We start from the raw sequence: 13,868 nt of genomic DNA on the forward strand, positions 1-13,868 counted from the left end.
GGGACGGGAATGGGTAGGGGCGGCGGGGGCGGAAAAAGGTCAGGACTCCGGGGTGGCCGCGCCCGACAAGCCCAGCAGTAGGACCCGGGTGAAGTCGTGGACCCACGTCGGGGTGACCGGTTCGGCGCAGACGAGGGTGCGGTGGACCACCGCACCGGCGACCATGTCGAAGATGAGGTCGACCGTGCGGGCGGCGGTCGAGGGGTCGGACTCCGGCGGGAGTTCGCCACGGACCTGGGCCCGCCGTCGCCCTTCGAGGACCAGCCGTTTCTGGCGGTCGACGACCGACGCGCGGATCCGCTCCCGCAGCGCGTCGTCCCGCGTCGACTCGGCGAGCACAGCCATGAGCCCGCTCTTCGCCTCAGGCCGCGCGAGGATCGCCGCGAACTGGAGCACCACGCCCTCGATGTCCGCCGCGAGGCTCCCCCGGTCGGGCAGCTCCAGCTCGTCGAAGAGCGCCGCCACCGCGTCGACCACGAGCTCGTTCTTGCCCGCCCACCGCCGGTAGAGGGTTGTCTTGGCGACCCCGGCACGCGTCGCCACATCCCCCAGCGTCAGCTTGGACCAGCCCAGTTCGACGAGAGCCGCCCGCGTCGCCGCCAGGATCGCGGCGTCCGCGGCGGCGCTGCGGGGACGCCCGGTACGGGGGGCGGAGGTGCGGCTCTGCATGCCGGTGACCATATCTGGGGACTGCTGTGTAAGGGGATTCCGTGGAGTCGTGAGGGAGATCACCGGAGTGGGCTTCCCGCGATCCCATGCAGCCAGTTACGCTACGACCCGTAGCGAAAGCTCGTGTGTGAGCGACAACCGTGCGGCGCCAGGTGGGGACCCGGCGCCAGGACCGACGTTGACCAGTACTGGACCACGCGATCGACCAGCTTTCACAACGCTTTTCACGAAGGCGCGCGGAGGGGGGAGGATAGACGCATGCAGCCACGGAACATGTCCATGAGCGGAGTCGTCGACCTCGCCGCGGTGAAGGCGGCCCAAGAGGCCAAGGCGAAGGCGGAGCAGGCGCGTGCGGAAGCGGCGCGGCAGGGCGGCGGAGCCGTCTCCGCGGTGTCGCCGTCGAGTCTCGTCATCGACGTCGACGAGGCGGGTTTTGAGCGGGACGTCCTGCAGCGCTCCACCGAAGTGCCGGTCGTCATCGACTTCTGGGCCGAGTGGTGCGAGCCGTGCAAGCAGCTCAGCCCGCTCCTGGAGCGGCTCACCGTTGAGTACAACGGCCGGTTCGTCCTCGCCAAGATCGACGTCGACGCGAATCAGATGCTGATGCAGCAGTTCGGGATCCAGGGGATCCCGGCGGTGTTCGCGGTGGTGGCCGGTCAGGCCCTGCCGCTCTTCCAGGGCGCCGCACCCGAGGCCCAGATCCGGGGCACCCTCGACCAGCTCGTGCAGGTCGCCGAGGAGCGCTTCGGTCTGACGGGCCTGACCGTCGACCCGGACGGTGAGCAGGGCGCGCAGAGCGGGCAGCCCGTGGAGGCCCAGGTCCCGGCCGGTCCGTACGACGCGCTGCTCGAAGCAGCCGTACAGGCCCTGGACGCGGGCGACTTCGGCGGCGCGGTGCAGGCGTACAAGAACGTGCTGAGCGACGACCCGGGCAACACGGAGGCCAAGCTGGGCCTCGCCCAGGCCGAGTTGCTCCAGCGGGTGCAGGGCGCCGACCCCCAGCAGGTGCGCAAGGAGGCCGCCGACAACCCCGGTGACGTACCGGCGCAGATCGCCGCCGCCGACCTGGACCTGGTGGGCGGCCATGTCGAGGACGCCTTCGGGCGGCTCGTCGACGCGGTGGCGCGTACAGCGGGTGACGACCGGGACGCGGCGCGCGTACGGCTTCTTGAGCTCTTCGAGGTGGTGGGCGCCGACGACCCGCGTGTCGCCGCGGCGCGCCGGGCGCTGGCCCGGGCCCTGTTCTGACCAGTCGCTAAACGTCGGGACCCGTGGTGCCCGAGTGAAGAATTTGGCGACAGAGCGATACTGCGACCGCGTTTTACCAAAACTTGGTAAACGCGGTCGCTGTTACTGCGAGTAAGTCAGGGGCGGTGATCTGTCGGATTCCGTCCAAGGTTCGATCACTTTGTCACCACCCTTGGTGCCACCCAGAGTTGTCGGCCGATACCGACGGGTCGTTGTTCGGTTATCCGGCCGTTACTAGCCAGTAACGAACCCCCTTGTGCGGGCGGCGAGAATGCACCACGATCGGCGACGCTCGGTCCATTCCCCTTCCCCGACAGCCAATCGGGTCAGCGGGTTTCCTTGGGTCCCCACCGAGTAGGGACGGCGGCAGTGGCGCCGGCCCTTGGGCAGGGGGGTCTTCGCCGTTCGGTGGAGCCTGTCCGGCAGGTTGTGCGTGAAGTGTTCAGGCGCGACCAGTGGTTGTCGCTCGGGGGTGATCGCCGGTGATTCGGGTGCGTTCCGCGCCTCCGGGTTGGGGCGCTCTCCTTCCCGAGGACGTAGCACTTCTCCCATCCCTGCCCGGCTGAGCCGCCGTCTGGGGGCAGCCAGGGCCGGAGATGTACGTCCGAGAAGGAGGAAATATGGAGTCCCAGGTGCGTGGCGGGACCAGATGGAAGCGGTTCGCGGTAGTCATGGTGCCCAGCGTGGCCGCGACCGCCGCGATAGGTGTCGCCCTGGCTCAGGGTGCTCTCGCCGCGTCGTTCAGCGTGTCGGGCCAGTCGTTCAAGGTGACGGCGGACCGGCTCGACGGTGTTGGCTTCTCGCAGTACGGGGCCATCGACCAGGGCTACACGCTCAAGGGTGAGAAGACGGCGCACCCGGTTGCGGTGTCGGCGTTCAAGAGCGCCAAGATCACGAACATGTGCCAGTCCGTGGTCACCCCGGACATCCCGTTGATCGGTTCCGTCAGCCTCACGCTGAAGGCCGGCGGCGGCAGCACGCCGGTCGAGGCCGAGAACCTCTACATCGACGTCGAGGATCTGCAGGCCAACGCGACCTTCCGCAACATCGACATCGGTGTTGCCGCCGGAGACGCCACCAAGGGTCCCGGCATGAAGGGCGGCAAGGAGCAGGCGAACCCCTACGGTTTCGCCCAGCAGGCCGAGTCGGCCACGCTGACCGATGTGAAGCAGACGGCGTGGGCGACCACCGCCGGCACCTTCAAGCTCAGCGGCCTGAAGATGTCGCTGTCCAAGGGTGTCAAGGAGTGCTACTAGGCACTCCGTGGGCGGGTGAGGGAGCCTGCGCTGCCTCACCCGCCCGTCCCTTTTCGTAGTACGTGAAACCCTCAGCAACGCCGTTCCAGGGAGCTGTTTTCCATGAGCGCCGAGACTCCTGCCGCGCGCGGTCAATTCCACATCTGGCGGCTGCGGTTCCGTGCCTGGCGGGGCGGCCGGCCGTTCTGGGCGGGCCTGTTCATCCTGATCGCCGGATTCCCGATCGCATACCTTCCGTACGCGAATCTGCAGATCGGGCATCTCACGCTCGCCATGGCGACGACCGCGGGTGCGGGGTCCCTCATCATCGGCGTGCTCCTGGGTGTTCTCGGAATCAGCCTCTGGTACCAGAAGCACATCCGGACCTTCGCCGGTGTCGCGGCGATCCTGCTGGGCCTGGTCTCGCTGCCGGTGTCCAACTTCGGAGGCTTCTTCGTCGGCTTCCTGCTGTCCCTCGTGGGCGGCGGCATGGCCGTGGCCTGGGCCCCGGGCGAGGAGCCCGCCGCGCGCCCGGCCGAGACGGACCGTACGGACAAGGGAGACGCTCCGGAGGCCGCACTGGCCAACGGCGCGAGCGAGCCGAACGATCTGTCAGGAACGAGCCCGACCAACGGGGCGAACGGGAGGCACAGTGCCGGCTGACGAGGTCCAATACGCGGGCCCCGCGGGGGAGTCCCGTGAGAGAACCGGGCCGCGGCACGCAGCCCCCAAGAAGCCGTTGTTCACCAGGTTGCACGTGCCCGCGGGCAAGGCGATAGCCATCGCGTCGATGCCGACGGCCATCCTCATGGGGATGGGCTTCACGCCGACGCTCGCCCGGGCCGAGGACAAGCCGTCGGCGAAGAACCTGACGATCGACGAGTACAAGGACTGCGTCGACGCGTTGGAGGAGGAGACCGAAGAGGCCAAGGACGACGCGTCCCCCACGCCGTCGCCCTCCGCCTCGACGAGCGCTCCCGCGGACGATGAGAAGGAGCCGAGCGCTTCGGACCCGTCGGGTTCGGACACGCCGGGCTCGGGCTCTTCGTCGGATTCAGGTTCCGACGACAAGCCCGAACCGACGCCGTCCGCCTCGGAGTCCAAGGCGCCCGCCGAGAACACCGAGCCGACGCCCACCCCCTCGGCGTCCGAGTCGAAGAACCCGCTCGACCCCCTGGGGCTCGGCGAGGCGATCAAGGACATCTTCACCCCCGACGAGGAGGAGACGGCGACCCCGACCCCGACTCCCTCCGCGTCGACCCCCGCGGCCGAGAAGCCCGCCGAGACGTCTACGGACAAGGCCGAGGACCCGGTCAAGGACACGGTGGACAAGGCCGAGGACACGGTCAAGGACGTCACCGACGCGGCGACGGACGCCGCCGAGGACACCGCGGACAAGGCGGAGGAGGCGGCCGACGACGCCACCGCGTCGCCGACCCCCAGCCCGTCCGCGAGCTCCACCACCGACCCGGACGACTGCCCGGCCGCCACGGACGACGAGGGCGGTGTCGAGCAGGGCATTCCCGCCCTGGCCGACGACCCCTGGCAGCTGGAGGCCAGTTCACTCCTGCTCAAGGGCGCCGACTACCAGGGCATCGTCAAGGTGAAGACGGCCAGCGGCAAGGTCAAGGAGGTCCTCAAGTACGTGATCTCCGACGGCACCGACATCGGTGACCTGCACCAGACGGTCACCGACAAGCAGGCCGGCAAGACCTACCACGTGCAGGCGGGCAAGGGCACCACGTCCACCATCCGCGAGGGCAAGACGGTCATGTACACGGAGAGCATCTCCGGCAACCTGCTCGGTCTGATCCCGATCACGTTCGACCCGGAGCACCCGCCGCCGCTGAACATCCCGCTGATCTACTTCACGAAGGTGAAGGTCATTCAGGCCGCCCAGTTCGGCGGGACGCTGACCGTCCCCGGCATGCACCAGTTCACGACCGACTGACCCGGACGCGACGGACGGGCCGTACGCGGCCCTCCGAGCGCCCACCGGAGCCCACATACCTCCGGGAGCCGCAAAACACGCTGAGGGCGCCCCCTGCGCGGCAGGGGGCGCCCTCAGCGGCGTACAGCGGCCGTACGGGCCGACAGGCGGCACGGCGGCCGTACCGGGCGGATCAGCCGCCCAGGTGGTGCACGCGGACCATGTTGGTGGTGCCGGGGACGCCGGGGGGCGAGCCGGCGGTCATCACGACGATGTCGCCCTCGCTGAAGCGGTTGAGCTTGCGCAGCTCCTGGTCGACCAGGTCGACCATCTCGTCGGTGCTGTGCACGAACGGCACGACGTAGGACTCGACGCCCCAGCTCAGCGCGAGCTGGTTGCGGGTGCCCTCCTCCGTGGTGAAGGCCACGATCGGCTGCTCGGCGCGGTAGCGGGAGAGCCGGCGGGCCGTGTCACCGGAGTTGGTGAAGGCCACCAGGCCCTTGCCCCCCAGGAAGTCCGCGATCTCGCACGCGGCACGGGCCACCGAACCACCCTGCGTACGCGGCTTCTTGCCGGGCACGAGCGGCTGCAGGCCCTTGGAGAGCAGCTCCTGCTCGGCCGCGACGACGATCTTCGACATCGTCTTGACGGTCTCGATCGGATACGCGCCCACGCTCGACTCGGCCGACAGCATGACCGCGTCCGCCCCGTCCAGGATCGCGTTGGCGACGTCGGACGCCTCGGCGCGCGTGGGGCGGGAGTTGGTGATCATCGACTCCATCATCTGGGTCGCCACGATCACCGGCTTGGCGTTGCGCCGGCACAGCTCCACGAGGCGCTTCTGCACCATCGGGACCTTTTCCAGGGGGTACTCGACGGCGAGGTCGCCACGGGCCACCATCACACCGTCGAAGGCCGCGACGACGGCCTCCATGTTCTCCACCGCCTGCGGCTTCTCCACCTTGGCGATGACGGGGACCCGGCGGCCCTCCTCGTCCATGATCTTGTGCACGTCGTTCACGTCGTGGGCGTCGCGCACGAAGGACAGCGCCACCAGGTCGCAGCCCATCCGCAGGGCGAAGCGCAGGTCCTCGACGTCCTTCTCGGACAGCGCCGGCACGTTCACGGCCGTGCCGGGCAGGTTGATGCCCTTGTGGTCCGAGATGACACCGCCCTCGATGACGATCGTCCTGACCTGGGGGCCCTCGACGGCGACGACCCGCAGTTCGACGTTGCCGTCGTTGATCAGGACCTGGTCGCCCTTGGAGACATCGCCCGGCAGACCCTTGTACGTGGTGCCGCAGATCGACTTGTCGCCCGGGACGTCATCGGTCGTGATGGTGAACTCGTCACCCCGCTCCAGCTCCACGGGGCCCTCGGCGAAGGTCTCAAGGCGGATCTTCGGGCCCTGCAGGTCGGCGAGCACGCCGATGGCGCGGCCCGTCTCCTGGGCGGCGGCCCGGACCCGCTCGTAACGGCCCAGGTGCTCGGCGTGGGAACCGTGGCTGAAGTTGAAACGGGCCACGCTCATGCCGGCCTCGATCAGCGAGACGAGCTGTTCGTGGGAGTCGACGGCGGGGCCCAGTGTGCAGACGATTTTGGAACGGCGCATGGGGCGATCCTATCGGTTTGTTTCGCTACGGAATATTCCGTCTGGTGGAAGATACAAATGGGCGGGTACGCGCTCAGGCGTGGGCCTGGCCGGCTTCCTCGGTGCTCTCTTCGAGCGGCTCGTCGGCTGCTCACCGGCGGCTCCTCAGGCGTTCCCGTTCCTCACGAGTGCGTAGGTCTGGTCGGCGATCTCCAGTTCCTCGTCGGTCGGTACGACGGCCACCGCGACCCGCGCCCCCTCGGGCGAGATCAGGCGCGGCTCGCCGGACCGTACGGCGTTCAGCTCGCCGTCGACCGCCAGGCCCAGCGCCTCCAGGCCCGCGATCGCGGCCTCGCGCACGGGGGCGGCGTTCTCGCCGACGCCCGCCGTGAAGGCGACCGCGTCGACCGTGCCGAGCACCGCGTAGTACGCGCCGATGTACTTCTTCAGCCTGTGTATGTAGATGTCGAAGGCGAGTTGGGCCTGTGCGGCGTCCTCGGCACCTTCGTCGATGCGGCGGCGGATCTCCCGCATGTCGTTGTCGCCGCACAGGCCGATCAGACCGCTCTTCTTGTTGAGAAGAGTGTCGATCTCGTCCGTGGACATCCCGCCAACACGCATCAAATGGAAGATGACCGCGGGATCCATGTCACCGGACCGCGTACCCATCACGAGCCCCTCCAAGGGCGTCAGCCCCATGGAGGTGTCCACGCACCGGCCCTTCTCGACCGCCGACGCCGAGGCGCCGTTGCCGAGGTGCAGCACGATGACGTTCACCTCCTCCGGCGACTTGCCGAGCAGCTCGGCGGTCGCGCGGGACACGTACGCGTGCGAGGTGCCGTGGAAGCCGTACCGGCGGATGCGGTACTCGTCGGCGGTCTTCACGTCGATCGCGTAGCGGGCCGCGGCCTCCGGCATCGTCGTGTGGAAGGCCGTGTCGAAGACGGCGACCTGCGGGAGGTCCGGGCGCAGTGCCTGCGCGGTACGGATACCGGTGAGGTTGGCCGGGTTGTGCAGGGGTGCCACCGGGATGAGGCGCTCGATCTCGGCGAGGACGGCGTCGTCGATGACGGTCGGCTGGGTGAAGGTCTTGCCGCCGTGCACGACCCGGTGGCCGATCGCGGCCAGCTCGGGGGAGTCCAGGCCGAGCCCGTCCTTGGCCAGCTCCTCGGCGACGGCCTTCAGGGCCGCTTCGTGGTCGGCGATCGGCCCGGTCGTCTCGCGGGTCTCGCCGGTGGAGAGGGGCGTGTGCTTCAGCCGGGAGGTCTCCTCGCCGATGCGCTCGACGAGCCCTACCGCCAGCCGGCTGCTGTCGCTCATGTCGAGCAGCTGGTACTTCACCGACGAGGAGCCGGAGTTGAGGACGAGGACGCGGGTGGCGGTCACTGGGCGGAGGCCTTCTGGGTCGGGGACGCGGACGTGGATGGGGCGGTGGCTTCGGGGCCCTGCTGGGCGGCCTGGGCCTGGATCGCCGTGATGGCGACGGTGTTCACGATGTCCCCGACCAGGGCGCCGCGGGACAGGTCGTTGACCGGCTTGCGCAGGCCCTGGAGGACCGGCCCGACGGCGATCGCGCCGGCCGAACGCTGCACGGCCTTGTACGTGTTGTTGCCGGTGTTGAGGTCCGGGAAGATCAGTACGGACGCCTGTCCGGCGACCTCCGACCCCGGCAGCTTGGTGGCCGCGACGGTCGGCTCGACGGCGGCGTCGTACTGGATCGGCCCCTCGATCTTCAGGTCGTCGCGGCGCGAGCGGACCAGCTCGGTGGCCGTGCGCACCTTGTCGACGTCCGCGCCTGAGCCGGACGTGCCGGTCGAGTACGAGAGCATCGCGATCCGCGGCTCGACCCCGAACTGCTCGGCGGTGGCGGCGGACTGGATGGCGATGTCGGCCAACTGCTCGGCGTTCGGGTCGGGGTTGACCGCGCAGTCGCCGTACACGAGGACCTTGTCGGCGAGGCACATGAAGAAGACCGACGAGACGATGGAGGCGTCCGGCTTCGTCTTGATGATCTCGAAGGCCGGGCGGATGGTGGCCGCCGTGGAGTGCACGGCCCCGGACACCATGCCGTCGGCCAAGCCCTCCTCGACCATCAGCGTGCCGAAGTAGTTCACGTCCGACACGACGTCGTACGCCAGCTCGACGGATACGCCCTTGTGGGCCCGGAGCTGGGCGTACTTCTCGGCGAAGCGGTCGCGCAGCTCGGAGGTCTGCGGGTCGATCAGCTGGGCGCCGCCGAGGTCGATGCCGAGGTCGGCGGCCTTCTTGGTGATCTGGTCGACCGGGCCGAGCAGCGTGAGGTCGCAGACGCCGCGGCGCAGCAGCACCTCGGCGGCGTGCAGGACACGGGCCTCCGTGCCCTCGGGCAGCACGACGCGCCGCTTGTCGGAGCGGGCCTGCTCAAGGAGCTTGTGCTCGAACATCATCGGCGTGACCCGGCCGCTGCTGGGCGCCGAGACCCGCTTCAGCAGGCCGCCGGTGTCCACGTACCGCTCGAAGAGGCCGAGGGCCCGCTCCGCCTTGCGGGGCGTCGCCGCGTTCAACTTCCCCTCCATGCCGAAGAGTTCGGACGCGGTGAGGAAGGAGCCGGTCTCGACCGCGACCACCGGGGTGCCGGGCGCGAGACGGGCGGCGAGGGTCAGGACGAGGTCGCTCGGGCGCTCGTTCAGGGTGAGCAGGACGCCCGCGATGGGCGGGGTGCCGGCGCTGTGCGCGGCGAGGGCGCCCACCACGAGGTCGGCGCGGTCGCCGGGGGTCACGACCATGCAGCCCGGGGTCAGCGCGCCCAGGAAGTTCGGCAGCATGGCGCCGCCGAAGACGAAGTTCAGCGCGTCGCGCGCGAGCCCCGAGTCGTCGCCGAGGAGCACCTTGCCGCCGAGGGCGTGGGTGATCTGGGCGACCGTCGGCGCGGAGAGCGCGGGCTCGTCCGGCAGCACGTAACACGGCACGGGGAGGCGGTTGTCGAGCCGCTCGTGTATCTCCGCGCGGTCGGCCGGGGCGACCCGGTTCACCACCATCGCGAGTACGTCGCAGCCGAGGCCGTCGTAGGCGCGGAAGGCGTTGCGGGTCTCCGCGAGCACCGACTCCGAGGTCTGGTTGCGGCCGCCCACGACCGGGATCACGCCGGCGCCGAACTCGTTCGCCAGCCGGGCGTTGAGCGCGAGCTCGTCGGGGAACTGGGTGTCCGCGTAGTCCGTACCGAGAACGAGGACGACGTCGTAGTCGCGGGCCACCTGGTGGAAGCGGTCGACGAGCTGCGAGATCAGTTCGTCGGCGCCCTGCTCGGCCTGGAGCGCGGACGCCTCGTGGTAGTCCATCCCGTAGACCGTCGCCGGGTCCTGGGCCAGCCGGTAGCGGGCCCGCAGCAGCTCGAAGAGACGGTCGGGCCCGTCGTGGACGAGGGGGCGGAACACCCCCACCCGGTCGACCTGGCGGGTCAGGAGCTCCATGACTCCCAGCTCGATGACCTGGCGGCCGTCTCCTCGGTCGATCCCGGTCACGTACACGCTGCGCGTCACGCGTGCTCTCCGTTTCCTCCGATAGCGGTAAAAAGACAGCCGTTATCATCGGCTGTGCCCTCTTGACAATACCTCCGGGCATGGTTAGGACGCCCGTCACGGCGGGGGCGGACGGCGGCTCCGCCGAGGGGGAGCGGAGGCTTGAGGGGCGCGCCGAGGGCGTGCGCAGGCGCGACGGGCGCGGACAGCGCCCCCCTGTCGCCCATGAAACAATCGGACTGGCTCTCAGGTACCACAGGAGAAACAGCCCAACAGCGAGCAGGAGACACAGCACGATGCGCATCGGAGTTCTCACCGCAGGCGGCGACTGCCCGGGGCTGAACGCAGTGATCCGGTCGGTCGTGCACCGAGCCGTCACGAACTACGGAGACGAGGTCATCGGCTTCGAGGACGGTTACGCGGGACTGCTCGAAGGCCACTACCGGGGCCTCGACCTGGACGCCGTCAGCGGCATCCTGGCCCGCGGCGGCACCATCCTCGGCTCCTCCCGCCTCCAGCGCGACCGCCTCCGCGAGGCCTGCGAGAACGCGCAGGACATGGCCCGCGAGTTCGGCATCGACGTGCTGATCCCGATCGGCGGCGAGGGCACCCTGACGGCGGCGCGCATGCTGTCGGACGCGGGCCTGCCGGTGGTCGGCGTCCCCAAGACGATCGACAACGACATCTCCTCGACGGACCGCACCTTCGGTTTCGACACCGCGGTCGGTGTCGCCACCGAGGCGATGGACCGCCTCAAGACGACCGCCGAGTCCCACCAGCGGGTGATGGTCGTCGAGGTCATGGGCCGGCACGCCGGCTGGATCGCCCTGGAGTCCGGCATGGCCGCCGGCGCCCACGGCATCTGCCTGCCCGAGCGGGCCTTCGACCCGGCCGACCTGGTCAAGATGGTCGAGGAACGCTTCGCGCGCGGCAAGAAGTTCGCCGTCGTCTGCGTCGCCGAGGGCGCCCACCCCGCCGAGGGCACCATGGACTACGGCCACGGAGCGATCGACCAGTTCGGCCACGAGCGCTTCCAGGGCATCGGCACGGCGCTCGCGTACGAACTGGAGCGCCGCCTCGGCAAGGAGGCCAAGCCGGTCATCCTCGGCCACATCCAGCGCGGCGGCACACCGACCGCGTACGACCGGGTGCTCGCGACGCGCTTCGGATGGCACGCGGTCGAGGCCGCGCACCGGTCCGACTTCGGCCGGATGACCGCGCTGCGCGGCACGGACGTGGTGATGGTCCCGCTGGCAGAGGCGACCACCGAACTCAAGACGGTCCCGAAGGACCGGATGGACGAGGCGGAGTCGGTCTTCTAGGCGGAGTCGGTCTTCTTAGAGGGCCGGTTGGTCGAGGGGGCTTCGGCGGGTCTGCCGGGCGGTCGTTCGAGGCCTGCCCGGGCGGTCGTCGCGGGTCTGCCCGAACGGTCGGGACGGTTCTGCCCGGACGGTCGGGGCGGAGTCGGCCCGGGCGGTCTGGACGAAGTCGGTCCGGCAGGGGCTTCGCGGCAGCCGCTGCCGACAGTTGTCAGTTGTCAGGCGCTGTCAGGTGCCGCCGGCTGCCGGCCGGCGTCAGGCGCTGTTGCGCTGGACCACCGACCAGAAGCGGTCGACGATCCGGTCCAGGAAGTCCCGGCCCGCGTCGTCGGCCTCACCGGCCGCCGCACCGCCGCTCCAGCTCAGCGTGGCCACCATCTGCCCCTGGTACTCGGTGTGCAGGGCCCGCAGCACATCACCCACGAGCCGCCGGTCCAGCGGCAGCAGCTTGCCCACCGGGCGTACGTACGCCTGCCAGCGGGTCGTCACGGCGTTGCGCAGCATCTCCGCCAGCTTCGTCTCGTGGCCGGTGACCGTGACGAGGTCCGCCAGGGAGAGGTCGAGCACCTCGGCGAGCGCCGAGGACTGACGCTCGTTGCCGCGCCACTCGTCCGCCTCCTCCATCCGTACGTACACGAGGAGTTCGAGCCCCACGGCGCGCGCGACGTCCTCGGCCGCGAGACCGCGCGCGATCCGGTGCTCGCGCAACGTCCGCGGCGCGCCGATGAGATCGCCCGGCGAGCACCACAACACGCCCGCGAGTGCGGTCAGTTCGGTACTGGTCGGAGCGGCTATCCCACGCTCCCAGGCGACGACGAGGTCCGGGGTCACATAGGGAAGCCCGAACGAGGCCTGCATGCCGTACGCGACATGCTCGGGCCCCATACGGAGGGCGAGACGCAGCTTGCGGGCGGCCGGGGCGTCGAAGGGCGGAGTGGGCTGTTGGGCCGACGGTTGGTGCACGCGCACAACGTATGGGTGCGGGGCTGCGGTGACTACGGTCTGTTCGGCCAGGATTACGGATCGTGCGAACCTACGGTTTCGGATGTCTGACCGAGGTCTGTTCGGGGTGGCCGAAGATCAGCTGGTGGCCGAGTGGTGTGGAGATCAGGATGTCGGGCAGGGGCTCGTGCGGACGAGCCGGAAGTACGGATTGAGGGTGGCAAGCGCCGTGAGCAGGATCGAAGGGCATATTCGCGAGCGACTGCTGGCGCCGAACTTCTGGCATCTGGCGACCGTGGGCGCCGACGGGGCGCCGCAGATCTCGCCAATGTGGGCGGACCTCGAAGACGAGTACGTCATGGTCAACACGTCAATGGGCCGCGTGAAGGAGGAGAATCTTCGGCGCAATCCGTTCGTTTCTCTGTCCCATCACGACACCGGGAACCCCTACGACCGGGTGGAGATCCGGGGGCGGGTCGTCCGCTTCGTCGAGGGCGAGGTGGCCGAGCGGGCCATGGACCGGCTCACGCTGAAGTACATCGGCGAGGACCGGTATCCGTGGCTGCTGCCGGGGGAACGGCGCGTGATGATCCTGATCGAGCCGACGCGGGTGCGGCATGTGGTGGGCGTGGAGAAGTTCCGGCCCGGGGTGCTTCCCGGGATTCCCGATGCGTCCGATGTTCCCGAGGCCGCCGAACCCGCCGAGTGATGCCGGCGCGTCTTCCTCTTCGATACGAGCCTGCCCGTCCCGTTGTCAGTGTCGGCTGACAGGATTCGGGGACCAAGTCGGCCCAGGCGAAGGCGGGTTCAATGAAGGTGCTTGTCGATGACGAGGTGCATGTCGACTACGGACAGATCTTCGTGGGGAGCGGCGAGGACGACTGCGGCCTGCATGACGCCTTCGCCGGGCAGGAGGGTGTCGGGCTCTGCGGGGCCGGCACGGATGGGGCGCTGCTTCTGCTGACCGGTCTGTGGATCGGCGGCGTCGGCTTCACCGCCGAGCTGCATGACAGCAGGCCCGCGCTGGACGAGACGTGGGAGGAGATCGTCGAGGTCCCGTTCCGGCCGGTGTCGCAGGAGACGAAGCTGCGGCAGTGGAACCGGAAGGACTGGTGGGAGCTGGGCCTGGAGGAGCGTGACTACCGCGTGCGGTACTCCGCCTCCGGTATGGACGCCGGCCGGAGCAAGAACGTCCGGGAGGACGACGAGCCCCAGACCGACGACCGCTACCTGCTGCAGTTCTGGCCCGCCCCGTCCGAACCGGCCCAGCTGCTCAAGCAGACCGGCCGCACGGCTGCGACCTGGCACGAATTCGCGACTTCGCCGGTGGGCTGACCGCCTGAAGGGGGCGGGTGCCGGGTGAGAGCTCAAGGTTTCGGGGACTGAGGAACAGGCGTAGCCCCCTCACCCCTTGACCGCCCCACCCAACGCAAACCC

At 69.6% G+C, this 13,868-nt stretch carries 12 protein-coding genes; 7 read left to right on the plus strand and 5 right to left on the minus strand.

Going from position 1 to position 13,868, the window contains the following annotated elements:
• Positions 1 to 39: 39 nt before the first annotated feature.
• On the minus strand, positions 40 to 669 hold the full coding sequence (locus AOK17_RS23520; RefSeq protein WP_055614536.1) for a TetR/AcrR family transcriptional regulator: 630 nt from the start codon (positions 667 to 669) through the stop codon (positions 40 to 42).
• A gap of 258 nt (positions 670 to 927) precedes the next feature.
• On the opposite strand from AOK17_RS23520, the gene AOK17_RS23525 reads away from it, so the two are divergent.
• From AOK17_RS23525 to AOK17_RS23540, 4 genes are all read left to right on the plus strand, one after another.
• Entirely contained in the window at positions 928 to 1,917 is a 990-nt protein-coding gene (locus AOK17_RS23525) for a tetratricopeptide repeat protein (protein ID WP_055614526.1), read from the plus strand.
• A gap of 620 nt (positions 1,918 to 2,537) precedes the next feature.
• A complete protein-coding gene (locus tag AOK17_RS23530; RefSeq protein WP_055614527.1) occupies positions 2,538 to 3,173 on the plus strand; it encodes a DUF6230 family protein in 636 nt (211 codons plus the stop codon).
• Between the two features lie 102 nt (positions 3,174 to 3,275).
• Complete coding sequence (locus AOK17_RS23535) at positions 3,276 to 3,815, plus strand: DUF6114 domain-containing protein (protein ID WP_055614528.1); 540 nt, start codon at positions 3,276 to 3,278, stop codon at positions 3,813 to 3,815.
• Entirely contained in the window at positions 3,805 to 5,103 is a 1,299-nt protein-coding gene (locus tag AOK17_RS23540; protein WP_055614529.1) for a hypothetical protein, read from the plus strand. The genes AOK17_RS23535 and AOK17_RS23540 overlap by 11 nt, the downstream gene beginning before the upstream one ends.
• A 172-nt stretch (positions 5,104 to 5,275) precedes the next feature.
• Here the strand turns inward: AOK17_RS23540 and pyk are convergent, their stop codons facing one another.
• The 3 genes from pyk to pta all read right to left on the minus strand — a co-directional run bounded on the left by pyk (position 5,276) and on the right by pta (position 10,191).
• Entirely contained in the window at positions 5,276 to 6,694 is a 1,419-nt protein-coding gene (gene pyk / locus AOK17_RS23545; protein ID WP_055614530.1) for a pyruvate kinase, read from the minus strand.
• A 144-nt stretch (positions 6,695 to 6,838) separates the two neighbouring features.
• Positions 6,839 to 8,059, minus strand: coding sequence for an acetate kinase (locus tag AOK17_RS23550; protein WP_055614531.1), 1,221 nt, complete (start codon positions 8,057 to 8,059; stop codon positions 6,839 to 6,841).
• Positions 8,056 to 10,191, minus strand: coding sequence for a phosphate acetyltransferase (gene pta / locus AOK17_RS23555; protein WP_055614532.1), 2,136 nt, complete (start codon positions 10,189 to 10,191; stop codon positions 8,056 to 8,058). Before pta ends, AOK17_RS23550 begins: the two co-directional genes overlap by 4 nt.
• A gap of 275 nt (positions 10,192 to 10,466) precedes the next feature.
• Here pta and AOK17_RS23560 point away from each other — a divergent pair, with 275 nt between their 5' ends.
• Positions 10,467 to 11,492: an ATP-dependent 6-phosphofructokinase gene (locus AOK17_RS23560; protein WP_055614533.1), complete on the plus strand. Its 1,026-nt coding sequence runs from the start codon at positions 10,467 to 10,469 to the stop codon at positions 11,490 to 11,492.
• A 252-nt stretch (positions 11,493 to 11,744) separates the two neighbouring features.
• On the opposite strand, the gene AOK17_RS23565 is transcribed toward AOK17_RS23560, so the two are convergent.
• On the minus strand, positions 11,745 to 12,374 hold the full coding sequence (locus AOK17_RS23565) for a helix-turn-helix domain-containing protein (protein ID WP_055614537.1): 630 nt from the start codon (positions 12,372 to 12,374) through the stop codon (positions 11,745 to 11,747).
• Positions 12,375 to 12,660: 286 nt separating this feature from the next.
• Between AOK17_RS23565 and AOK17_RS23570 the strand changes: the two genes are divergently transcribed.
• Together AOK17_RS23570 and AOK17_RS23575 are read left to right on the plus strand one after the other, a co-directional pair.
• Positions 12,661 to 13,140 carry a PPOX class F420-dependent oxidoreductase gene (locus tag AOK17_RS23570; RefSeq protein WP_055614534.1) on the plus strand — a complete coding sequence of 160 codons (480 nt, stop codon included), beginning with the start codon at positions 12,661 to 12,663 and terminating at the stop codon, positions 13,138 to 13,140.
• Between the two features lie 101 nt (positions 13,141 to 13,241).
• Positions 13,242 to 13,766, plus strand: a complete 525-nt coding sequence (locus AOK17_RS23575) for a hypothetical protein (RefSeq protein ID WP_055614535.1) — start codon at positions 13,242 to 13,244, stop codon at positions 13,764 to 13,766.
• Positions 13,767 to 13,868 lie beyond the last annotated feature (102 nt).

The sequence above is a fragment of the Streptomyces phaeochromogenes genome (genome assembly GCF_001418655.1).
GTDB lineage: Bacteria > Actinomycetota > Actinomycetes > Streptomycetales > Streptomycetaceae > Streptomyces > Streptomyces phaeochromogenes.

What these genes read in the sequence shown, in the direction of transcription:
- AOK17_RS23520 (WP_055614536.1), bottom strand. Translation starts at nt 669, where the DNA reads ATGCAGAGCCGCACCTCCGCCCCCCGTACCGGGCGTCCCCGCAGCGCC.
- AOK17_RS23525 (WP_055614526.1), top strand. Translation starts at nt 928, where the DNA reads ATGCAGCCACGGAACATGTCCATGAGCGGAGTCGTCGACCTCGCCGCG.
- AOK17_RS23530 (WP_055614527.1), top strand. Translation starts at nt 2,538, where the DNA reads ATGGAGTCCCAGGTGCGTGGCGGGACCAGATGGAAGCGGTTCGCGGTA.
- AOK17_RS23535 (WP_055614528.1), top strand. Translation starts at nt 3,276, where the DNA reads ATGAGCGCCGAGACTCCTGCCGCGCGCGGTCAATTCCACATCTGGCGG.
- pyk (WP_055614530.1), bottom strand. Translation starts at nt 6,694, where the DNA reads ATGCGCCGTTCCAAAATCGTCTGCACACTGGGCCCCGCCGTCGACTCC.
- AOK17_RS23560 (WP_055614533.1), top strand. Translation starts at nt 10,467, where the DNA reads ATGCGCATCGGAGTTCTCACCGCAGGCGGCGACTGCCCGGGGCTGAAC.
- AOK17_RS23565 (WP_055614537.1), bottom strand. Translation starts at nt 12,374, where the DNA reads ATGGGGCCCGAGCATGTCGCGTACGGCATGCAGGCCTCGTTCGGGCTT.
- AOK17_RS23575 (WP_055614535.1), top strand. Translation starts at nt 13,242, where the DNA reads ATGAAGGTGCTTGTCGATGACGAGGTGCATGTCGACTACGGACAGATC.